Genomic DNA, 22,538 nt, shown 5'->3' with positions numbered 1-22,538 from the left:
CTGAGACCCGCCAACGCCAGCGGAGATTAGGATGATCCCAAAAATGTCCGATCAGGCCGATGGGTTGCGCGCGATGATGGCGCAGTCCTCTTCAACTAACGTCCAACGGATGATCGCCGTGGTAGGAAGCGGTCGTAAAAGTGGCGCGACCACGGTCGTGATGAATCTTGCCGCTGCACTGACACAACAAGGTCAGCACGTATTACTTATCGATGAATCTGTCCATCACACGCCGAGTCCTTCAGGCACAGCTTCTGCGATCTGGCAAGTTGACGCATTGGGTAACTGGAGCGACGTAGTGTCGGGACGGCTGTCTCTGGATGCGGCGGGTGGTCGTGCCGCTTGCGGCGTTCAGGTACTCATAGCACGGAGAGAGTTAGTATCAAAGCCAGCATCAGCGACTGGGTTACAGCAATTGCGCCAAGATCAGATTATCCTGATTGATGCCGCTTTAGGCGACGACGGTACGCTGTCGCCATTAGCATGTCAGGCCGATTATGTGATGGTGGTGTTGCAGCCACAACCGGCGTCCATTACGGCCGCTTATGCTTGTATCAAACGTCTTCACCATGCACACGCGCTTCAACAGGTACGGATAGTGCTGAATGGTGCTGCCAGCGATGCAGAGGCATCTCGCATTCTTACTAATCTTGCCGTTACCGGCAGTCGTTATCTGGCCGTATCGGTGGAACCGGCTGGTGCGGTGATGACTGACTTGCAGATTTTACACGCGCAGCAATTACATTTGACCGTGGTAGAGGCATTCAAAAGGAGCACCGCAGCCCTGACGTTTCGCCGGATAGCGGCTGACCTGATGCAATGGTCATCCAAGGCAAGGAGCGATGTGGCAAATGGAGACTCTTCACACCGCACAGCGATGCCGGAACTGCTTGCATGACCGAATGACCGAATGACTTTGGCACGTCAGCTAATGTGTGAGGGGCGTAGTCAGTGGCGATACCTAAAGTTTGGTACCAGCGTTAATTAAGAAGATAGGGAAGATAAGGAACATCGCAATGTATACAGCACAGGGGAGAATGGACAAGTCCGGGACGCTGACTAAATTTGCACCGTTGGTACGTCGTCTGGCCTTGCAGCTAATTGCCAAATTACCAGCCAGCGTTGAGCTTGATGACATGATACAAGCTGGTATGTTGGGCCTATTGGATGCCGCTAATCGTTACCAGGACAATCAGGGGGCGCAGTTTGAAACCTACGCTAGCCAGCGAATTCGTGGATCAATGCTTGACGAGTTGCGTGCCAACGATTGGCTCTCACGTGGGTTGCGACAGTCTGCGCGCAAGGTTGAGGTCGCCTTGCAAGGGCTTCAACAAAAACTTGCGCGGTCACCGACTGAAAGTGAAATCGCGCAGGCCATGGCGTTGTCACTGGAGGAATACCAACGACTATTGCAAGAGATTCATGGTTGTCAGTTGGTGTATTACGAAGACTTCGAAGGTGGCAGTAATGAGAATTCGTTTCTTGATCAGCAATTAAGCGGCGCGCATCATGAAAAAGATAAGCCGACCGACAATAGTGATCCTCTCCAGAAATTGCTGCAAAGCGGGCTGCGTAAGGTGCTGTTGGAGGCGATAGAAAGTATGCCTGATCGAGAGCGTCTTTTGCTGAGTTTATATTACGATCAGGAGCTAAATTTGCGGGAAATTGGCGCAGTACTTGAGGTAAGTCAGTCTCGCGTCTGCCAATTGCATAGTCAGGCTATCAGTCGTTTGCGTGGGCGCATGCGTGACACGATTGGGGCGGAGGTGGTTTGATATGCGTCAACAATACGAGAAAAAAAGCGTACATTCCGCGCATGGAAAATGGGCAAAGGCAGGCAGTGGAACGTGGCTTTTATTTTTTTAATGGTGGGTTCTACGCCTGCTAACGCCACGGAAACCGCACCCGATGCGATACCTTTAGCGCGCTATTTACAGCGTTATGACACCGCGGCTAACGATCCGTTGACGCGGTATAAATCAGGTGGAGATAGCCGATTTAAGGAGGCGTTAAACAAAAGGGTCAACGGTTCGTGGACCGGATCAATCTCACTACCGGCCATTTTCCAACGTGGTGAAGCAGTCGAGTCCGGTCAGATTAAGCCTTATGGAACTATCAAAAACAACGCTACAGCACGTAAAGTTAGTTGGCGGTACGCCTTCATGTCGCCGCCTCCAGTTGGATTACTAGCCTATTTATGTAATGCAACCCGATGTGTTGGCTTGAGCCGTGCGAGCGGGTCCACTGAAGCTTTTGATGGCGATAACGCCTATTCAAATTTTACGTTTGCTTTTGTGATCAGCGGGAGAGGGGCTTTGACACCAGGATTGCAGGGGCAATCGGGTCAGGTCACCATGAATTACGAATAACCACTTAATACTAACCGTGCCAATTGTGGTATCTGATATTAAGGGCCGATATAGGAGCGTGTTTCAGCCTGAAGCGAGGCTTTTACCAACTCCTCGCCCAACCCTGTGCTGTCCATCGGGACCGTACAGAGATTGTCCGCAGGCGCTTAAAAAATTAATTGCATTACGACTGAACTCCAGATGAGTATGGATCAGAATACCGTTTCGGTGATTCAGGTCGCGTGATGTCGCCGCGCATGACAACAGTCTCTGCCAAGCGCGTTGCAAGCCATCGCCGCCAGCCGCGGCTGCCGCATCTGCACCTGCGCGATTGGTCGGATAACCCAGTTCTTGCAATTGTTGCTCGCGCTCATGGTCAAGGACAGCGATACGATCAGCCAATTGTCCTTTGCGCTCTGTCAACAACGCCAAATCCGAGAATTTGCCACCGATCAAGGCTTGCGCCTCTTGCTCGAGTAACGCCAGAAACGCTTCCATAGCGGCGCGTTCCTCATCCATAAGGCTGATGTGATGTCTGCTCATAAAGTTACCAGGTGACCCAAATTATTGGTTCGGTTCGGCTGACGTTTTTAGTAAGTCCCTTACCGTGTCCAGCAGACCGTCAGCGATTTTGCCTGCATTTACCTGATAATGCCCTTCGCTGATAGCCTGACGGATTTTTTCCACCTTGGCAGCATCGAAATCGCCATTGCTTGGTTGCACCAGTTGATTTTGCAATTCACGCACCTGGTTTGTCAGCGAACTGGGGTTATTCGGTAGGCCGGAGGCGGTATCGACAACGTTGGTCGCTGTCGTAGCAGGGGGATTACTCCCCTGAACGCGACTATAGTTTGGCTTGTTGATGCCAGAGGCAGGGCTAACGATACTATTTGCCGAATTAATGGGTAGATTGATTTTCAAAATATTTCCTCAGAGGATCTCAACGGTATAACGGCAGTTGGTTGAAAAACTTTAGTCTGGTTGTTCGTGTAGGGAGCGAGATAGCTTTTTTATTGATGTTAAGTTGACAACTTATGCCATTGTCGATACTTTTGGGTTATCAACTTGATGTTTGCTATCCCACTATAGCGAATAGTCATTGGACTAATATAGTAAATCAACACTGCCGTCCGCGCGCACTTTACCGCTGACCATTTGGCCACTGACGGTCTTGACTTGTAGTCGGGAACCGATGGCTGCGCTAGTCATGGCGCGACCTTCGGTACTGGCGACAAATCCGGTTCCTGTTGCCATTACCTTGACGTTTTGTCCCGACTGTATAACGACCACGCCACGCAATAGTTCTGGTCGCACTGGCGCGCCCAACGCAATGCGATTGAGTGCGACCATGCCATTAATTTGTTCAACGTTAGTCAGAATATTGGGTGGCAGCATGGAGAGATCGCCTTCGTGCAAACTGAAGTCACCAGCGCGCAATGTTTCCCCCGCATTGATCGCACGGGTTGCGACAACATAATTGGCGATGACTGCGACATAGGCCGGCACGTAGCGTGTCCACGCCTGTTGCGCTTGAGGAGCGGGCGCATTGATCGACGTCGCGGCGACGGGTAAGACACCATTACAGCGGATGCCTACGGATACGCGGCCCCATACTTTTGCGCCGCTTGGTAAAAATGGCTCGGGCGCATCGCACGGCGGCAATGCGCCGGACATCGGGGTATCGACTGTAATAACAATTTTTCCGGGCAGCCCAGCAGCCTGATTTAACAAAAATGCCTTAATGATCGGCAGCGCATTACCGCTAAGCGGCGTAGCTCTTTGTGTACTAGCGTAAGAGTGATTCGCAACAAGAAGCATACTCATGACAGCAGCTAGCAGGTCCACGCTAAAGCGTAAAAGGACGCAAAGCTGCGTGCGGAATGATCGTGATTGCCGTCGATTTTGTCGATGCAGGTGCATTGATGCAGCCTCGCTCTGGGTAATATATTTGATTAAATCATCTGTTGATGGTGGTGCGCACGCCGGTGAAAACGGCACTTTTGCCGATTTTGGATCGGTGATCACTGGCGCACCAGTCAGTTGCCTTGATTTTACGGAATATTCGATTCGCACCAACCGTTGAAGAGGCAAGTGATCGCAGTCTTGTTTGGGTAATCGGGCTTACCTACGATCTAAAACGCATGCACGGACAAATGCATTGGTCCCTGCAAAGTGTGAATTGGATTGACATTCTCTTCTTGTTCTAGCGATTGGGATGGCGTCGCGCTACCTATAATTGTTTTCATCAAAAGGTCTAGGAAAATTACGCGATCTTATCGCGGTTGGTTTACTTGGATAGCCAAGATCGGAATGCACTCGGGATGTAGGCAGGGCGGTTAATTTATAGGATGGAAACATGGTCGACAGACTTGATAATGCACTTCGGTTTCAGCAGGAGGCGCTCAATTTGCGCGCTCGGCGGCAAGAGGTTTTGTCGGTCAATATCGCCCATGCAGACACGCCTAATTACAAAGCGCGCGATTTCGATTTCAGCAGCACGTTGACGCAGGCAGTTGAGCGTGGACGGCAATCTGAATCGCTTTCTATGACAACGACTTCTTCCCGGCATTTGGCAGGTGAGCAAACGCTTAGCAACGATACAGATTTACTGTATCGGATTCCCACCCAATCCAGTATCGATGGCAATACAGTAGAAATGGATGTTGAGCGTGTCAATTTTGCTGATAACGCGTTGCACTACGAATCTAGTCTGACCGTGATTAGTGCGCAAATTAAATCAATGCTATCGGCGGTGCAGTAATGTCTTATTGGAAGTACCAATAAGACGGTCGGCAAATGGCCGAAGTCATAAACTGACATAGAGATGTCAGCACCTAGTTACGAAAGGATAAGCACATGCCGTCGAATGTTTCCATGAGTATTTTCGATGTTGCTGGTTCTGCCATGAGCGCGCAATCGCAACGTATGAACGTCACCGCCAGCAATCTTGCCAATGCCGATAGCGTGAGCGGCCCCGACGGTAAACCTTACCGGGCCAAGCAAGTCATGTTTGAAGTCGCATCATCGAATCTAAGCGATATCGGTGGCGTCAAAGTTGCAGGTGTAGTGGAGGATCAGTCGCCCATGCGGATGGTGTACGACCCTAAAAATCCAATGGCCGCCGCAGATGGTTACGTCACAATGCCGAACGTCAATGTGGTCGAGGAAATGGTCAATATGATGTCGGCATCGCGGTCCTATCAAGCGAACGTGGAAGTCTTGAATACCGCAAAGACCATGATGCTAAAAACCCTGACGATCGGCCAATAAAGCAATAGCGAGATATCACTTGAAGCGAGCTCATCACGTAATACCAGATTACTTACTATCAGCTTATTTAGAACAGGACTATTTAGCCCAGCTCACGCAACTCAGAATAGTGCATTACGCGTTTTTTACGCGGTGCTTTCTTCTTCGTTCGATTCAGGAAAAATTTATGGCAATTACCGCAACAAATTCACTCGACGCTCAGTCTTCTGCAACGGCATCGCTAAACGGTACATCGACCGCTGACAGTGAACAACGCTTTCTTAAATTACTCGTCACGCAATTGAATAATCAGGACCCACTTAATCCGCTCGACAATGCCCAGCTTACCTCGCAATTAGCCCAGATGAGCACCGTCAGTGGGATCGAAAAACTCAATGCGACGCTGGATTCGCTGGTGAATCAAAGTGGGGCCAACCAGGCGCTACAAGCGGCGTCGTTGATCGGTCGGACGGTGTTGGTACCGGGTCAAGACATCAAATATGTAAGCGGTAGCGATACTAAATTTGGCGTAGAAATGCTGGGCTCTGCCGATAAGGTCAGTGTCAGCGTGACCAATGCCAAAGGTGATGTCGTGCGTACCTTTGATCTTGGCGCGCAGCCAATGGGAGTTACCAATATGGTGTGGGATGGCAAGAGCGATGCCGGAACGGAATTGGCGGATGGCAATTACACGATCAGTGTTGCAGGTACTTCTGGGGTCGACAAAGTCGCAGCAAATACGCTCACGTACGAGAATGTGGCCAGCGTTGTGCAGAGCGGCGGGTCGGTTTCGCTAGATGTGGGCAAGCCAGCCAAAGTCAGTTTGAGTGATGTTAAGTTGATTTTGTAATTGGGTCTGTCACCATCTTCATCGTGGTTCATGGCATAACGCCGGGTTAGCGATGGTAAAAAATTAGGTTGTTTACAATCAATCCGAAAAGGAAACACAATGGGTTTTGCACAGGGAGTAAGCGGCTTAAATGCCGCATCTAATAATCTCGATGTTATCGGCAATAACGTTGCCAACTCGGGGACCGTTGGATTTAAGACAGGTAGTGTTTTGTTCGCTGATGTCTATGCAGGTTCACGGGTCGGTCTGGGGACGCATGTTGCCGGTATTACGCAAAATTTCACGCAAGGTGCAGTTCAGACCAGCACACGAGCACTCGATATGGCGATCACGGGCGGGGATGGATTTTTTCGTCTGGCTAGTCCTAGTGGCGAAATATCCTATTCACGCAATGGCCAGTTCAATGTGGATAAAGATAACTATATCGTCAGCGCAAGCGGTCTGCGTCTGACTGGCTATCCTGTCACCGCCAGCGGTACTTTGAGTGGTGGCAATCCAACGGCGCTACAGTTACCGCAAGTTGCCATGGCACCAAAATCGACTACCGCTATTGTGTCGCAATTCAATTTGGATTCGCGCAGTGCGGTCCCGATCAAAACACCATTCGACGCTACGGATTCGACGACTTACAACTATCCCAATGCGACAACGGTGTTTGATTCGCTCGGTAACTCACACGAAATTTCAACCTATTTTGTTAAAACTGGTGCTAACGCGTGGAGTATGTACGCCACGGCCGACGGCTGGCCGCTAGATGCTAACGGTGCAAAAGTGGCGCCTGACGCCACTGATGCGACCAAGCCATCAAGCGGTGGTGCCGCACTGAGTGCCATTGCCTTTGACACTAACGGAAAACTATCCGTTGATGCAGCGGGCCAACCGACTAGCCCTGCTGGTGGGAAAATAAATTTTGCAGGTCTGGATTTCGGTAACGGGTCAACCCCATTAGCGTTCAGCATGGATATCACTAGCACTAGTCAGTTTGGGAATGTCAGTGAGGCCAAAAACCAGAATCAAAATGGCTACACTTCGGGTACGTTGACCGCTTTTGCGATTAATCCGGACGGTACGGTTACCGGCAAATATTCAAATGAGCAAACCAAGTCACTGGGGCAAATCGTATTGAGCGCATTTGCCAACCCTGATGGCTTGGTGCCTACTGGCGACAATGGCTATTCGGAAACTGCTGCCTCCGGTCAGCCGCTGACTGGCGCGCCAGGTGTCGGTAGCAAAGTAGGAGCATTACGTTCCGGCGCGCTGGAAGCATCTAATGTTGACTTGACTAGCGAGCTGGTGAATATGATCATTGCACAGCGCACATATCAAGCCAATGCACAAACAGTCAAGACGCAAGATCAGGTCATGCAGACCTTGGTGAGCATGCGCTAATGAAGTTGCCATCACTACACCTGCTGACGTTTGATTCATGCTGTCATCACTGGTCTGATGAACTCCGCGCAGCGCAATGTAAAGAGAGTGCATCATGGATCGGATGATTTATGTCGCCATGAGCGGCGCCAAGCAAACTATGGAGCAACAAGCTTCCATAGCGAACAATATGGCGAACGTCTCAACTGCCGGTTTTCGGGCGCAACTCAACAACTTCCGCGCGGTGCCGGTAGTCGGCGAAGGTGCGGCAACCAGGTCGTTTGTAGTGGCATCAACGCCTGGAGCCGATATGCGCAATGGTCCGATCACAGAAACTGGTCGCGCATTGGACGTCGCCATCAATGGCAATGGCTGGTTAGCAGTACAAGCATCCGATGGCGGGGAGGCGTATACACGCGTCGGCAATCTTCAGGTTGGCGCTGGCGGTGAATTGACTACCATGGATCAACGACCTGTGATCGGCGACGCCGGTCCGCTGGTCGTGCCACCGGGGTCGACTGTAAGCATTACCAAAGATGGATTGATTACCGCTATGGGGGCGGGCGATCCGATCACTGGCGCAGCGGGAGTTGGTCGGTTGAAATTGGTTAAGCCATCCAACGCAGATTTAGTGCGCGGCGATGATGGCTTGTTTCGTATGCGTGACGGGATGGCTGCCGCAGAAGCTGATCCAACGGTAACTGTTACGTCGGGTGCGATAGAAGGCAGCAACGTGAATCCGGTCGAAGTGATGGTTGACATGATCAACAATGCACGACAGTTTGAGATGCAGATGAAAGTAGTGCAGAGCGCCGATACGAACGATCAACATGCCAATCAATTGCTGAGCATGAGTTGAGGTTGAGTTGTGGTTGAGGCTTAAGCTGAATCTGAGTCTCATCGTTTCGCTTGAATACAGGCTGAATAGTTATGCAATTTTGCCACGTTTGATTGTTCCGATCTGGATTGAACATTTCACAGTTCCGGTGACTAGCTAGCCAGTCTTTCCCGAGAATATTTGATTACGGCTTCGGCCACCTTGCAGGAGTTTTAGATGTTGCGTTCCCTTTCGATTGCTAAAACCGGTCTTGACGCTCAACAGACCAACCTCGACGTCATTTCCAACAATCTTGCCAACGTCAGCACTACAGGATTTAAACGTAGTCGTGCTGTATTTGAAGATCTGATGTATCAAAACCTGCGCCAGGCGGGTGGACAGACGTCGGATCAGACGCGCATGCCGTCGGGTTTGCAGGTCGGCTCCGGTGTGCGTGTGGTGGCCACTGAAAGAATCCATACGCAGGGCAATCCGACCAAGACCGATAACGCTAAGGATATCGCGATCAACGGCGATGGCTTTTTTCAGGTCTTGATGCCAGACGGTACAACAGCTTATACCCGCGATGGCTCGTTTCAAACTGACCAGAACGGTCAATTGGTAACAGCCAGCGGTTTTCCGATGCAACCAGCAATTATTTTGCCGCAAAACGCTACTAGTATGTCGATTGGTCGTGACGGCACTGTTTCGGTCACGCAACCGGGCAACACCGCTGCTGTACAGGTGGGACAAATCCAGTTAGCGACATTTCTGAATCCGACCGGCTTACAAAGTCAGGGCGAAAATTTGTACATTGAAACCGATGCTTCTGGAGGTCCTAATCAAACCGCGCCGGCCCAAAATGGCGGTGGAACGCTCAGTCAGGGATACGTTGAAGGCTCCAACGTCAACGTGGTGGAAGAGCTGGTAAACATGATTCAGACTCAGCGCTCATATGAAATCAATAGCAAGGCCGTGACTACATCAGATCAAATGTTACAAAAACTGACGCAGTTGTGATGATGGAAGTGGTTAACGCTGGTCTGGATCGGTTGGCAGGAAAATATAGCCGTACGCGTGAGATTGCCTGCGAGGCGAAAAATACGCACAACTGCACTGATAAGCATAGCAATTTGCACATCAGGTTGGCGGGTGTAATCGTTCTACTTACTGCGCAATTGGCTGGTTGTGCGCAAATCCCGCGTGAGCCGTTGATACAACAGCCGATGTCTGCACGTGCCGAAGTCCGTCCGGTAGCGCCAGTGAATGGCTCTATTTTTCAATCCGGCTACGGATCACAAGCTTTATTCGAAGACAGAAGACCGCGTAATGTCGGCGATATTTTGACGATTGTTGTCAATGAAAACGTCAATGCCACAAAGAATTCCGGTACCAATGCCAGTCGTACCGGTAGCGCTAGTTCCGCGATCACTGCAGTTCCCAAACTATTTGGTGGCTTGTTCGGTGGTCTTGATGCCGGAGCCGATGGAAAGAGTGCATTGGTGGCGAAGGGTGGTGCTAATGCGGCCAATACCTTCAACGGTGTAATTACGGTGACCGTGACTGAAGTCCTGGGTAATGGCAATTTAATAGTCAGCGGCGAGAAGCAAATGATGATTAATCAAGGGACTGAGTTCATCCGTTTTTCTGGCGTAGTCAATCCGCGTACCGTTACTGGCAGCAATACGGTATCGTCCAATCAAGTCGCTGATGCACGTATTGAATATAGTGCAAAGGGCTATATCGACGAAGCGCAGAACATGGGATGGCTGCAACGTTTCTTCCTCAATGTCTTACCGTTCTGAGTTAGCGCTCCCAATATGTATCCTAAGCAGCTTACCGACTACTGTTCCTTACCGATTCTAATGCGCGTGAGTAAGACTTGTGCGGCTTTATTTGTCAGCATTCTTTTCTGTGCATTCCTCAGTCCACTGCCAGCACAAGCAGAGCGCTTGAAAGAACTTGTTAACATTCAAGGCGTTCGTGACAATCCGTTGATTGGTTACGGATTGATGGTTGGCCTGGATGGCACAGGCGATCAAACGCAGCAAACGCCATTTACTACGCAGAGCCTAAGCAATATGTTGTCGCAATTGGGGATTTCGGTCACTGCGGGCAATAATATGCAGCTAAAAAATGTTGCGGCAGTCATGGTAACGGCGAGTCTGCCTTCATTCGCCCAGCCCGGTCAGAATATCGATGTCACCGTGTCGTCGCTGGGCAATGCCAAGAGCCTGCGCGGAGGCACTTTGTTAATGACGCCTTTGAAAGGTGCTGATGGCATGGTCTACGCGGTAGCGCAAGGCAATATGGTGGTCGGCGGGGCTGGTGCGTCCGCCAATGGCAGCAGAGTGCAGGTGAATCAACTTGGGTCTGGTCGGATTCCCTCGGGCGCGGTTATCGAGCGGGCGGTAGTGTCGCCGATCGGTGAAGCCGGAACGTTCATACTGGAGCTGAACGTTTCAGATTTCGGCACTGCGCAAAAAACGGTAAATGCGATCAATCGCACTTTTGGTGAGGGCACTGCGCAGGCGCTGAACGCACGGGTGATTCGCGTTCTCGGTCCGACGCAACCTGAAGAGCGAGTTGGCTTTTTAGCCCAGATTGAAGATATTGATGTCACGCCGGCTAAAGCGCCGGCCAAAGTTGTCATCAACGCGCGTACTGGATCGGTGGTGATGAATCAAACTGTACGGGTACTTGATTGCGCCGTCGCACACGGCAACTTATCGGTCGTGATCAACACGCAGCCAGTGATCAGTCAACCGAATGCCTTTGCCGGAGGCAATACCGTTGTCGCACAAACCTCGCAAATTGAATTAAATCAAGGCGGTGGCGCTTTACAAGTCGTTCGTGGCGGCGCATCGCTGGCGGACGTGGTGCGCGGTTTAAATACATTGGGTGCTAATCCACAGGATTTGGTATCGATTTTGCAGGCAATGAAAGCGGCTGGTGCATTACGTGCCGAGTTGGAAGTTATTTAGTGAACGAATATTGAAGGCGATATGAACGTCCTTGCATCTCCAGGTAATCTTCCCATCGGTTCCACAGCAGCCAACGCTACCAGTCCGGCCATCCCCGGTAATCGCAGTGGCGATCTGGATCAACGCTTTGCGCTTGATGTGCAGGGCGTGGACGTCTTACGCCGGACTAACAAGAATTCACCAGCCGAAGGCATCAAGCAGGTATCGCGTCAGTTTGAGGCAATGTTCATGCAGATGGTGTTGAAGAGCATGCGTGACGCGACACCCTCCGATGGACCGTTCGATAGCCAGCAAACAAAAACTTACACCTCAATGCTGGATCAACAATTGTCCCAGAATTTATCAGGTCGTGGACTTGGTCTGGCTGAGGCCATGGCTGCTCAACTGACGCGAGACGCAAATCAGCGTGCGCAGCCACCGGATGGGTCGCAGAATCAGACCGGACCAGCTCCGCTCATGCCATTATCGCCAAAGCAATCTCTCTATTTGCTGCAAGATGCGCAACAGTTATCTCAACTCGGATTGCAGCAAGCGGTCGCTATACCCAATTTGTCCTTTTATGAGGCCGCGTCGGGCAAATCAGCTCGTCCGGCGAATGCGGGCAGCACCTCACAAGCAACCATTCAACAATTTGTCAGTAATATGGCGGTGCCAGCGCAGGCTGCCAGTCAAGCCACAGGCCTGCCATCGCAATTGATTCTGGCGCAGGCGGCATTGGAGTCGGGTTGGGGGCGGCGTGAAGTCAAAGCTGACGACGGTACGCAAAGCTACAACTTATTCGGTATCAAAGCCGGTAAAAACTGGACGGGTCCAGTGGTAGAAGCTGCTACTACTGAATACGTTAATGGCGCGGCCCAACATACCCGCGCGACGTTTCGGGCTTATGGATCGTACCAGGAAGCATTTACGGATTACGCCAATTTTTTGGCGAGTAATCCACGCTACGCGAATGTATTGGCAACACGTGATCCTGCAGCCGCAGCATATGGATTACAGCGCGCGGGATATGCGACAGATCCGCAATACGGGGATAAACTGGTCCGTATTATGCAGCAGATAAGTTGATTCAATTTTGGACGTTCGGGCATTTGTAAAAGTAATGCATGGCCGCCAGTGTTCAACGTTTGCTGCAACCAAGCGATGGCAGCAACGATCACGCAACACAGATTAAGCAAAATAATGCTGTTTCTGGCCTTCAGGTATTTGCCGCAACAGCCGTTATATCCAATATAAGTTGTGTACTCAAAGCAGTTACTTGATTTTTTCAGGATGGAATTATGTCGAATAGTATGTTTTATATCGGTTTAAGCGGTTTGAATGCAGCGCAAGCATCGCTGCTCACCGCGGGACATAATTCGGCTAATTTTGCGACTCCCGGCTATAGTCGCCAGACCGCTGTTGTCGGTTCGGGTGGTGGGACTTATGCGCCTAGTGTTGGTTTTTTTGGGAATGGCGCGGCAGTCACCAACGTCGTTCGCAGCTATGATCAATACCTGACCTCCCAACTGAACCAGGCGCAGGGGACTAATGAGGCCCTATCGACCTTCTTTTCGCAGGTGAGTCAGATTGACAATCTGCTGGCTAACCAGACTGCTGGTCTGGCACCGTTAATGCAGACGTTCTTTACCAGTGTTCAGGGTGTTGCTAATACCCCGTCTGATCCGGCAGCGCGTCAGCAAATGGTGAGTGCGGCACAAGCCGTCGCCAATCAGTATCGCTCGATGAGTTTGCAACTAAACGATATGAATAGTGGCGTAAATCAGCAAATCAGTGGGAACGTTGATCAGATTAACACCTTGGCGGATCAGATCGCTAATATCAATAAGCAGATCACCTTGGTCGGTGGCGTTGATGGCACACAGGCACCGAATGATTTGTTGGATCAGCGTGATCAAATGGTGAGTGATTTGGGTAAGCTGGTAGCGACCAAGGTTGTGGTGCAAGATGGTGGTCAGTACAACGTATTTATCGGCAACGGACAAACATTGGTACTCGGCGCTAAAGCATCAACCTTACAAGTGGTGAACTCCGCTGCCGACCCGAGTCGTTCTGCGGTGGCGGTCATCAATGCCAATGGCAAACCGGTTGAAATGCAGGATAGCGTGCTGACCGGTGGTTCACTTGGTGGTTTATTACAGTTTCGTAATGAGGCATTAGGCGATGCACAAAATTCCCTTGGACGAATCGCTATTTCGTTAGCAGATACATTCAATGCGCAACACAAGTTGGGCGTGGATTTGTCTGGTGCATTGGGGCAGGATTTCTTTTCACAGGCCAGTCCTTCAGCGATCTCGAATGATCGTAATAAGGGTGACATGAAACTGGCCCCGACTTTTTCGGATGTTGGACAACTGACTACCAGCGACTACACGCTGACTGTTAGCGGCGCTCCCGGCGCTCTGGCGTATTCACTAACCAGGCTGTCTGATAACAAGGTAATTAACACTTACAGCGATGCAGATTTTCCCGTCACATTTGACGGTGTCACGATGGCGATAGGAAGCGGTAAGGCACAGTCTGGCGATTCTTTTCTCATTCAACCCACGCGCAACGGTGGGCGTGACTTGAGCGTGATCGCGACCGACCCAGCTAAATTGGCCGCGGCAAATCCAGTTCTGACCGGTAACGTTGCTGGCAATCAAGGTACTGGTGTTATCAGCGCGCCCGTGATTGATGCAGCTTATTTAAATGCTCCGCTTACGGGAACAACAACACTTACTTACGACAAGGCAACAAATACCCTGACAGGATTTCCGTCAAATGCCAGTGTGAGTGTGACCTCGGCTGATGGCACAACTCAAATCTATAATCCGGGTACGCCCGTGCCGTATACAGCTGGCGCAAAGATGCGTTTTGACGGTGTTTCGATTTCTATTACCGGATCGCCTTCTACCGGCGATCAGTTTACCCTTAAGCCAAATTCCAGTGGCGTATCTGATGGTAGTAATGCGTTGTTGTTAGGCGCTTTGCAAAGTAAAAAAACGATGAATGCCGGAACGGCTAGTTTTAACGATTCATACTCTCAACTGGTAAGTTCGGTGGGTAACAAGACCAGACAAGTACAAATAGCGAGTACCGCTCAAACCAGTCTGACCGCGCAAATCAAAGCTGCACAGCAGTCGGTATCGGGTGTCAATCAAGATGAAGAAACCGCGAATCTCTTAATGTTTCAGCAGATGTATCAAGCGAATGCAAAAGTGATTCAGACGGCGTCAACGATGTTTGATGCCGTATTGGGGATTCATACCTGAGCGATCGTCCTCTCCAAAAAATTAAATAATATTGAAATGTTACTCAGAACGGTGCGACTTTTATTGTATATCGCCACCGCTCTATCATTCATCAGGAGAATTTGATGCGCATTAGTACCCAATCGTTTTATGAGCAAAGCCAGGCCGCAATGAGTACACAGCAGGCCAATTTGCTACGCGTACAACAGCAAATCGGTGCTAACACCAAAATACTGGCTCCTTCCGATGATCCAATTGCAGCGACTCGTGCATTGGCTACGGCGCAGGCGATATCGCTTAATGGACAATACGCCAGCAGCCGAAATCAAGTCAAACAAACCTTGTCGCTAGAAGGAAATATTCTCGACAGCGTCACGAATATTTATAACAATATCAAGTCGTTAGTAGTGCAGGGTGGTAATGGTTCTCTGTCAGATTCCGATCGTGCATCTATCGCGACCACGTTGCAAAGCAATTACGATCAGTTGCTAGGATTAGCGAATACTGCTGATGGTAATGGGCAGTTTATATTTGCCGGATTTCAAAGCGGTACGCCACCGTTTGTTAAGCAAGCCGACGGAGCGGTTGCCTTTGTCGGTGATCAGGGACAGCGCTTGATGCAGGTTGATGCTTCGCGCCAGATGGCAGCTACTGATGACGGTCGCTCAATTTTTCAATCAGTCCAGGGTGGTGCGCGTTATGTCACTTCGTCACCTGCTAGCAATAACGGTACGGCTGTGTTTGGTTCAAGTGCTGTGACTGATGCGACAGATGTGAACTTTGGTAAAGATTTTTCGATTAGTTTTAGTGCTGGAAAATATACGGTCACAACTATCGCCAAGCCTCCTGAAGAAGTCGCAACCGGCACATTTGTTGATGGTGCGCCAATTACGTTTGGTGGTGTGCAAATCAGTGTGAGCGGGACGCCTGCAGATGGCGATAAGATGAATGTTTCTACTGCAAAAAATGCGGGTAGCGATATTTTTTCGGCACTTGGGGACGTGATTTCAGCGCTACGTAAGCCGATCGATAATGGGACATCTGCTGATCGTACGCAGTTGTTGAATTCACTGAGTACGGTGAATGTTAAATTGGCGAATTCTTTGGATAATGTGTTGACGGTTTCTGCGTCGGTTGGGTCGCGGTTGAATGAGGTGGATGCTTTGGATAATAGCGGTTCGGCGCGTAATATTTCGGATCAGAGTTATTTGTCGGATTTGCAGGATTTGGATGTGGTTAAGGCTAGTGTGGAGTTGGCGCAGCGGCAGGTTTCTTTACAGGCAACGCAGTTGGCTTTTATGAAAATACAGAAAATTTCGTTGATGAATTATTTGTGATTTTGTTTTGGTGGTAGGTGTTGGTTTTTTTGTTTTTTGTTTTTTGCTTGGGCTTATTCGTTTAACTGTCTATGTAGGTTAAAAGCCACTTCAAAGGCAACACAAGGTGGTAAACTTCGGCCTTCGTTAATTAAACGGTTTGTGCTCCGTGGATGCTTGTCGGGGGTTGCTCCATATGCGCTAACCAAATTTACCCTTCCTAAATTGATCCTGCTGATATTGACGTTTCTTTCGCGGGGGCTCACGCAAAAAAAAATCGGCTGACTTCTCCCCACCGTTCAATACAAGCAAACAACGACAAACGGGGATTGACGGTGGCGCTGAGCAGCCAATGCACCAACGCCATTTCACGCCACCGGCAGCGATGTTTCATAACTTTTTTCTTCGTGCTGCGTAGGGCCGAGAGGGGAAAAATGATCGTCCAATGCAATCAACCACTCGATCAGACATGCAACCAATAATTTCCCCCTGAAGCCAAGCCTTAGCACCCTTAGCACCCTTAGCACCCTCGGCATCCTTCTTTTTTAAATGACCCAATCCCAGCAACGACTTCATTCTTTTGAACGCCAGTTCAATCTGCCAGCGATGCCGGTATAACGCCAGTATGGCCTCGGCATTCGGGCCCTTCAAACGCGTCAAGAGCACTATATAACCTGTTGCCGCCACAGTATCAGCCTGGAATTTCTGCTGCTTTTTGTTGAGGTATTGGTAGTACTTCCGTTCGCTCTCGGCACGCTGTATTTCATTCTTCCGATAGGCGCACACACGTACCGCTATGCTTTCATTGGTACCTTGACCTTGCATCGTCGCTGGCCATTCTCCGCTTTGTACCATCTTCAAAGAAGTTAAATGCGCCAGCTGGACAAAGGGTTGGCCTGCCTCATCTTGTAAGGGCAGGCTTGACAGATTCATCCGCACCAGAATATCACCCGCTCGATCCAGCACGTGATTGACACCACGCCGGTTAGCAAAGCCACGGTCAGCTACGATGACGTCCTCTTTTTGTACCGCAAACCGGCTTAATGATTCACCTACTTTGCCGTCTGTAATTTCCATCTCATGACAGGCTAAGGTCCCGATATCGAGCGCATAATGTAAGCGCCAGCTCGACGTAATTGCACTCGGCTCCCGAATCGCGCTGCCATCCACCGCCAAGATCCGCCTTCCTGCCAAGGCAGAGCAATTCATGCCCTCCATCGGCCTCTCTTTGCTTAAGCGCTCCGTCATCCAGCGTAACTATTCCCCCGATTTATTGATCCGCTTGAGCAAGCCAACATCTGAGATATTCGCCACGTTGCCAACCCGAGCACGCGCCACCGTTTCACGCATCGAATAACCATCACTGAAATACATCAGCAACACGCGCAATAAATTATCCGGCCCAGAAAATTGCCGACCATACTTTAAGGCGCCCAACGTCTGTGCCTTATCTTCCCAACCATCAGGAAGCAAAGCAACTATCTTCGACCAGTCTTCACTCACTGTGTTGTAACAGTTTGTTTGCATTCTTTATTTTGGAGATCTATTTCAATTTCCAAATGTTAACAGCTATTGGTTCTGGTTAGCGCATATGGGTAGCCCCGACCAGCCCTCACGGAGCACCAAACCATGTTAATTAACGAAGACCCAACGCCCATAAACGCAACCGCATCTTTATCCCAACAACCTCTCCACTTTCCCACATCCCAAAATTCCCCAAATCCTCCCAAACACCACTTGCATCTCAGCCGTGCTAGCAGCCCCACTAAACTCCGCCAACCGCAACGCTTTCAACTCCAATTCCTCACGCGTCAAAGTATTCCCCGGATCACCCTTAGGCTCATCCACCCGACCCTGCAACGTCCGCCCATCAACCGTCTCAACCGTTACCTTACCAATCCAGCGCGCGGGATAAGCACCATCGACTTCCTCATCCAGCTTCATACTCACCTTATCGCAAAATGCAGCAACTCGCGCATCGTTATAAAACGACTCAAATTCCCTCAACCCCGCACAGCGGAACTGCGCAATCAACCCAAGCACCGTCCCCATCGAAAACTTTGCCTGATGCACCGTCTGCGGATTGACCACCGGACCAAGAACATCAATAGCGCCCTGATGCACATGCGTGACTACGCGGGCTATCTGATCAGGGGCGAGGTCATGTTGCGTGACCACTGCCAACAACGCATCGGCCGCAGGGTGTGTATGGCGGCAAGATGAGTGAAACTTAAATGACGTCTCCGCTAATGTCCAGCGCTCGCCCAAACGATCGGTCAGCTTCGCTGGATCGGCATCGGTCGACATGCCAGCTCCCATGCCTTGCGCGCCTTCAAGAATCCGTCTTGCGCCAGTAAATCCTTCGCTGGCGAGGTAGGCAGACATCAATCCGTCGCCAGCTGCTTTAGCCGTATGTAATTGCTTCGAGTCGGCCGCGTCGCGCAGGAATTCCCACAATCCTGCGCTTTGTGTGCCAGCTGACCCGAATGCGTGCAGCATCTGCTCAGGCGTCAGTTTTAATAAATGTCCGACCGCTGCGGCAGCGGCGATTGTTCCGGCGGTTCCGGTGGTATGAAATATCCGGTAATGCGAGCGGCCAAGAAATTCACCGACCCTGATGCCGACTTCGTAACCTGCGACGGCAGCGGTAATCAGCTCGCGTCCACTGCTGCCGAGTGATTGCGCCACCGCCAGCACTGCGGGAAAAACGACGGCGGCGGGGTGAAATACCGAGCCGTTATGGACATCGTCCTGTTCTGCAAAATGGGAGGAGGCGGCGTTGACCATTGCCGCAAATAACGGTGTGGTTTGACGGCGCGAGATGAGAATTTCGGAGGTGCCGGTGGCCGGGCCCATCTGGGTTGCAAACCATTCAATCGTTTTTACCGGCCTGCCGTTCTTGCCGGCCAAAGCGGAGCCGAACCAGTCCAGCATCAGGTCTTCGGCGCGTCTTACGACTGCTTCGGGGATGTCTTCAAAACGCAAAGTGGCGGCGAAGTTTGCTAAGGTCTGGCTAGGGTGATCAGTCATGGTAAATTGTTTATTCTTATTAAATAGCGTGCTGTGCACGCAGAGCGACGATAGCGTCGTTGTCATAGCCGATTTGGTTCAGGATGGCATCAGTGTGTTGACCTAATCCAGGAACAGCATCCATGCGCGGCGTGTAGGTATTGGGTATGCCGGGCGGTAGTAGAGCGGGAATTTTTCCGACGGGTGTGTCGACTTCCACCCAGCGCTGACGTGCCTTTAATTGTGCGTGTTCCCATATATCGTGCATGTCGTTCATTTGCGCGTTGGCAATCTGCGCTGATTCAAGACGTTCAATCACTTGGGCTGAACTCAGGGTGGAGAAGGCATCAATAATGATTGTGCGTAATGCTTCTCGCGCTGCCGTACGCGCAGAGTTTGAAGAGAAACGCGGGTCGCTGGTCAATGCCGGTTGTTGCAACACTTTGTCGCAAAATAGCGCCCATTCGCGTTCATTCTGAAGGCCAAGCATGACAACCTTGCCGTCACCAGCGAGGAATGGTCCGTAAGGATAAATTGTCGCGTGCGCGGCTCCGGCGCGTGGTGGTGGCGATGCGCCATCGATGGCGTAGTACAGCGGATAGTTCATCCACTCGACCATGCTTTCAAGCATCGATACGTCAATGTTGCAACCCTGACCGGTTTTGCCACGCTGGATGAGTGCCGCAAGGATGTTGGAGTACGCATACATGCCCGCAGCGATATCCGCTATCGAGCATCCTGCTTTGGCCGGTTCATCGGGTGAGCCGGTGATCGATAGAAATCCGGACTCGCTCTGTATCATCAGGTCGTAGGCCTTCTTATCGCGATACGGACCATCTGCGCCGTAGCCGGAGATGTCGCAGACGATCAGGCGTGGAAATTTTTCGTGCAATGCTTCATATGATAGGCCAAGTCGTGCGGCGGCTCCCGGGGCCAGGTTTTGTACAAACACGTCCGCGGTTTCGAGTAACTTGGTCAAAATGCTGTCGGCTTCCAGATGCTTGACGTCAAGCGTCAGACTTTCTTTGGACCGATTGGTCCATACGAAGTGCGAGGCCAATCCGTGTACGCGTTCGTCATAAGCGCGTGCAAAGTCACCAACGCCTGGTCGCTCGACCTTGATGACGCGTGCGCCGAGGTCGGCCAGTTGGCGAGTACAAAACGGCGCGGCAATTGCCTGTTCAAGTGTGATTACGGTAATGCCATCCAATGGACGCATGGAACTCTCCAATTAGAATGAACGGGGCATGCCGAGCACATGCTCAGCAACGTAGGATAGGATTAAATTGGTCGAGATTGGCGCGACCTGATACAGGCGGGTCTCGCGGAATTTACGCTCAATGTCGTACTCGCACGCAAAACCAAATCCGCCATGGAATTGAAGGCATGCATTGGCGGCTTCCCATGAAGCATCGGCCGCCAGCATTTTGGCCATGTTCGCCTCCGTGCCGCAGGGCAAGTGCGCGTCGAACAATTCGCACGCTTTGTAGCGCATCAGGTTTGCCGCTTCCAGATTGACATAGGCTTTTGCGATAGGGAACTGCACGCCTTGGTTTTGTCCGATTGGACGACCAAATACAATGCGTTCATTAACGTATTTTGTCACCTTGTCGATAAACCAGTAGCCATCACCGATACATTCGGCGGCGATCAGCGTGCGTTCTGCGTTCAGGCCATCCAGAATATATTTGAAGCCTTTGCCTTCTTCACCGATCAAATTTTCGACTGGAATTTCGAGGTTTTCAAAGAATAATTCGTTGGTTTCGTGGTTCACCATATTCAGGATAGGGCGCACTGTCAGGCCATTACCGATGGCTTCACGCAGGTCAACCACGAAGATCGACATGCCTTCCGATTTTTTCTTCACCTCGGCTAGCGGCGTGGTGCGGGCCAGCAAGATCATTAAGTCCGAATGCTGGACCCGTGAAATCCACACTTTCTGGCCATTGACGACATAGCGGTCGCCCTTGCGTACTGCCGTGGTGGTGATTTTGGTGGTGTCTGTGCCGGTGGTTGGCTCTGTTACGGCCATCGATTGCAGGCGTAATTCGCCGCTGGCAATTTTTGGCAGATACAATTCTTTCTGCTTAGGCGAACCGTGTCGTAATAACGTGCCCATGTTGTACATTTGACCGTGACAGGCACCAGAATTACCGCCAGCACGGTTGATCTCTTCCATGATCACGGACGCTTCGGTCAAGCCAAGTCCAGAGCCACCGTATTCTTGCGGAATCAGCGCAGCCAGCCAACCGGCCTTAGTCAGCGCGTTAACAAATTCCTCTGGATAGCCTCGCGCTTCATCGATCTTGCGGAAATACTCTCCCGAAAATTCGCTGCATAAAGCGCGCACAGCATCGCGGATATCTTCGTAAGTATTGGTTTGAGTAGACATTCTGGTTCTTTATGATGGGTTGACTGTTGCGTCGGCAAGTTCGCCAAGTGTTGCTTCCGCCTGCATGGCGAGTTCGCCGCGATTGTTTTTGGCCCAGAGTCGCACCGTACGGCCATCGGCGTCTGGCTGTCCACAAACGGTGAAGGGTTCGGTGTCGAACAATGGACCAACTGCGCGAAAATTGAATGCGACCAATGACGCGTCCGGCATATTGCGCTGTAGTAAATCGGCCAACATCGTAGCAATCAATGGACCATGCACGATCAGACCGGGATAGCCCTCGACCTCGCTCGCATAGCTGCGATCATAATGAATGCGATGACCATTAAAAGTGAGTGCAGAGTAACGAAATAAAAGCACTGGGTCCGGCGTGATGGTGCGCGACCATGCGGCTTCGGTCGGCGCAAGCTTGGCCACTGAAGTGGCAGCGCCCCGTTCTGGCATGGCACGATAAACAATATCGTGCTCTTCGGTAATAGAAACTTGGCCTGCATGCGCAACTTGATGCTGGACGGTTACAAAAGCCAGATTGCCGGATGCGCCGCGTTTTTCGGTTACGTTTTGTATACGCGAGGAGCGGGTTGCAACGACTCCGATCGGAAGTGGGGGACCGAACTTCAGCCGACCGCCAGCCCACATGCGGCGTGGCAAAGGCACAGGCGGCAAAAAGCCGCCGCGTTGTGGATGTCCGTCACTGCCCAGTTCAGCCTGAGGCGCTACTGACCAGAAATAAATCCAGTGCCATAACGGCGGCAAAGCTGCACCTGCGGCGAATAAAGTCGGGCGGTCAAGGATTGCAGCCAGTGCGTTGACAGCGCCGACCGTAATAAGGTCGTCGGAAGTTGTCGTATTTCCGACCCACTGTTGCAATAAAAGAGGATCAGGGGTATCGAAGGTCATGATGGCAGTTTATAGTTTCAATCGAAGCATTCAGTGTGTGCGAGGTACTGCGATGCTGCAATTTGCATTTTTGGA

At 51.0% G+C, this 22,538-nt stretch carries 25 protein-coding genes; 15 read left to right on the top strand and 10 right to left on the bottom strand.

Features of this window, described 5'->3' with window-relative positions; genetic code table 11:
• Positions 1-31 precede the first annotated feature (31 nt).
• The 3 genes from ACXX82_RS01635 to ACXX82_RS01625 all read left to right on the top strand — a co-directional run bounded on the left by ACXX82_RS01635 (position 32) and on the right by ACXX82_RS01625 (position 2,369).
• Positions 32-898, top strand: coding sequence for a MinD/ParA family ATP-binding protein (locus ACXX82_RS01635; RefSeq protein ID WP_458562255.1), 867 nt, complete (start codon positions 32-34; stop codon positions 896-898).
• A 118-nt stretch (positions 899-1,016) separates the two neighbouring features.
• Entirely contained in the window at positions 1,017-1,775 is a 759-nt protein-coding gene (locus ACXX82_RS01630; protein WP_322239410.1) for an RNA polymerase sigma factor FliA, read from the top strand.
• A gap of 72 nt (positions 1,776-1,847) precedes the next feature.
• Positions 1,848-2,369, top strand: a complete 522-nt coding sequence (locus tag ACXX82_RS01625; protein ID WP_458562254.1) for a flagellar protein FlhE — start codon at positions 1,848-1,850, stop codon at positions 2,367-2,369.
• Positions 2,370-2,432: 63 nt separating this feature from the next.
• Here the strand turns inward: ACXX82_RS01625 and ACXX82_RS01620 are convergent, their stop codons facing one another.
• The 3 genes from ACXX82_RS01620 to flgA form a co-directional block, all read right to left on the bottom strand.
• Positions 2,433-2,891, bottom strand: a complete 459-nt coding sequence (locus ACXX82_RS01620) for a flagella synthesis protein FlgN (RefSeq protein ID WP_322239405.1) — start codon at positions 2,889-2,891, stop codon at positions 2,433-2,435.
• Between the two features lie 21 nt (positions 2,892-2,912).
• Positions 2,913-3,269, bottom strand: a complete 357-nt coding sequence (gene flgM / locus ACXX82_RS01615; RefSeq protein WP_322239403.1) for a flagellar biosynthesis anti-sigma factor FlgM — start codon at positions 3,267-3,269, stop codon at positions 2,913-2,915.
• A 183-nt stretch (positions 3,270-3,452) separates the two neighbouring features.
• Positions 3,453-4,172, bottom strand: coding sequence for a flagellar basal body P-ring formation chaperone FlgA (gene flgA / locus ACXX82_RS01610; RefSeq protein WP_322239401.1), 720 nt, complete (start codon positions 4,170-4,172; stop codon positions 3,453-3,455).
• A gap of 124 nt (positions 4,173-4,296) precedes the next feature.
• Between flgA and ACXX82_RS01605 the strand changes: the two genes are divergently transcribed.
• The 12 genes from ACXX82_RS01605 to flgL all read left to right on the top strand — a co-directional run bounded on the left by ACXX82_RS01605 (position 4,297) and on the right by flgL (position 16,183).
• Positions 4,297-4,431 carry a hypothetical protein gene (locus tag ACXX82_RS01605; protein ID WP_322239399.1) on the top strand — a complete coding sequence of 45 codons (135 nt, stop codon included), beginning with the start codon at positions 4,297-4,299 and terminating at the stop codon, positions 4,429-4,431.
• Between the two features lie 273 nt (positions 4,432-4,704).
• Entirely contained in the window at positions 4,705-5,109 is a 405-nt protein-coding gene (gene flgB, locus ACXX82_RS01600; RefSeq protein WP_322239397.1) for a flagellar basal body rod protein FlgB, read from the top strand.
• A 113-nt stretch (positions 5,110-5,222) separates the two neighbouring features.
• Positions 5,223-5,618, top strand: coding sequence for a flagellar basal body rod protein FlgC (gene flgC / locus ACXX82_RS01595; RefSeq protein WP_458563944.1), 396 nt, complete (start codon positions 5,223-5,225; stop codon positions 5,616-5,618).
• Positions 5,619-5,784: 166 nt separating this feature from the next.
• Positions 5,785-6,447 (top strand): flagellar hook assembly protein FlgD, encoded by a 663-nt coding sequence (locus tag ACXX82_RS01590; RefSeq protein ID WP_322239393.1) that lies wholly within the window; start codon positions 5,785-5,787, stop codon positions 6,445-6,447.
• Positions 6,448-6,546: 99 nt separating this feature from the next.
• Positions 6,547-7,836, top strand: coding sequence for a flagellar hook protein FlgE (gene flgE / locus ACXX82_RS01585; RefSeq protein WP_458562253.1), 1,290 nt, complete (start codon positions 6,547-6,549; stop codon positions 7,834-7,836).
• A gap of 94 nt (positions 7,837-7,930) precedes the next feature.
• On the top strand, positions 7,931-8,674 hold the full coding sequence (locus ACXX82_RS01580) for a flagellar basal body rod protein FlgF (RefSeq protein ID WP_322239389.1): 744 nt from the start codon (positions 7,931-7,933) through the stop codon (positions 8,672-8,674).
• Positions 8,675-8,869: 195 nt separating this feature from the next.
• Positions 8,870-9,652: a flagellar basal-body rod protein FlgG gene (gene flgG / locus ACXX82_RS01575; protein WP_322239387.1), complete on the top strand. Its 783-nt coding sequence runs from the start codon at positions 8,870-8,872 to the stop codon at positions 9,650-9,652.
• A complete protein-coding gene (locus ACXX82_RS01570) occupies positions 9,652-10,437 on the top strand; it encodes a flagellar basal body L-ring protein FlgH (RefSeq protein ID WP_322239385.1) in 786 nt (261 codons plus the stop codon). Before flgG ends, ACXX82_RS01570 begins: the two co-directional genes overlap by 1 nt.
• A 60-nt stretch (positions 10,438-10,497) precedes the next feature.
• Positions 10,498-11,616 (top strand): flagellar basal body P-ring protein FlgI, encoded by a 1,119-nt coding sequence (locus ACXX82_RS01565; RefSeq protein ID WP_322239383.1) that lies wholly within the window; start codon positions 10,498-10,500, stop codon positions 11,614-11,616.
• A gap of 21 nt (positions 11,617-11,637) precedes the next feature.
• The gene (gene flgJ / locus ACXX82_RS01560) at positions 11,638-12,681 is read left to right on the top strand and encodes a flagellar assembly peptidoglycan hydrolase FlgJ (protein ID WP_322239381.1); all 1,044 of its coding nucleotides are present in this window, start codon (positions 11,638-11,640) and stop codon (positions 12,679-12,681) included.
• 212 nt (positions 12,682-12,893) lie between these two features.
• Positions 12,894-14,867: a flagellar hook-associated protein FlgK gene (gene flgK, locus ACXX82_RS01555; RefSeq protein ID WP_322239379.1), complete on the top strand. Its 1,974-nt coding sequence runs from the start codon at positions 12,894-12,896 to the stop codon at positions 14,865-14,867.
• Between the two features lie 104 nt (positions 14,868-14,971).
• Complete coding sequence (flgL, locus tag ACXX82_RS01550; protein WP_322239377.1) at positions 14,972-16,183, top strand: flagellar hook-associated protein FlgL; 1,212 nt, start codon at positions 14,972-14,974, stop codon at positions 16,181-16,183.
• 241 nt (positions 16,184-16,424) lie between these two features.
• On the opposite strand, the gene ACXX82_RS01545 is transcribed toward flgL, so the two are convergent.
• From ACXX82_RS01545 to ACXX82_RS01515, 7 genes are all read right to left on the bottom strand, one after another.
• Positions 16,425-16,556, bottom strand: coding sequence for a hypothetical protein (locus ACXX82_RS01545; protein ID WP_322239375.1), 132 nt, complete (start codon positions 16,554-16,556; stop codon positions 16,425-16,427).
• A complete protein-coding gene (locus tag ACXX82_RS01540) occupies positions 16,553-17,371 on the bottom strand; it encodes a transposase (RefSeq protein ID WP_458562252.1) in 819 nt (272 codons plus the stop codon). The genes ACXX82_RS01545 and ACXX82_RS01540 overlap by 4 nt, the downstream gene beginning before the upstream one ends.
• Before the next feature lie 48 nt (positions 17,372-17,419).
• Positions 17,420-17,689 (bottom strand): hypothetical protein, encoded by a 270-nt coding sequence (locus ACXX82_RS01535; RefSeq protein ID WP_458562251.1) that lies wholly within the window; start codon positions 17,687-17,689, stop codon positions 17,420-17,422.
• Between the two features lie 147 nt (positions 17,690-17,836).
• Entirely contained in the window at positions 17,837-19,192 is a 1,356-nt protein-coding gene (locus tag ACXX82_RS01530) for an MmgE/PrpD family protein (RefSeq protein WP_458562250.1), read from the bottom strand.
• 19 nt (positions 19,193-19,211) lie between these two features.
• Positions 19,212-20,390: a CaiB/BaiF CoA transferase family protein gene (locus ACXX82_RS01525; protein WP_322239367.1), complete on the bottom strand. Its 1,179-nt coding sequence runs from the start codon at positions 20,388-20,390 to the stop codon at positions 19,212-19,214.
• 12 nt (positions 20,391-20,402) lie between these two features.
• Positions 20,403-21,563 (bottom strand): acyl-CoA dehydrogenase family protein, encoded by a 1,161-nt coding sequence (locus tag ACXX82_RS01520; RefSeq protein WP_322239365.1) that lies wholly within the window; start codon positions 21,561-21,563, stop codon positions 20,403-20,405.
• A 9-nt stretch (positions 21,564-21,572) separates the two neighbouring features.
• On the bottom strand, positions 21,573-22,463 hold the full coding sequence (locus ACXX82_RS01515; RefSeq protein WP_322239363.1) for an HTD2 family dehydratase: 891 nt from the start codon (positions 22,461-22,463) through the stop codon (positions 21,573-21,575).
• Positions 22,464-22,538 lie beyond the last annotated feature (75 nt).

Source organism: Glaciimonas sp. GNP009 (assembly GCF_054343755.1).
This window is presented reverse-complemented; position numbering and strand designations above follow the sequence as displayed.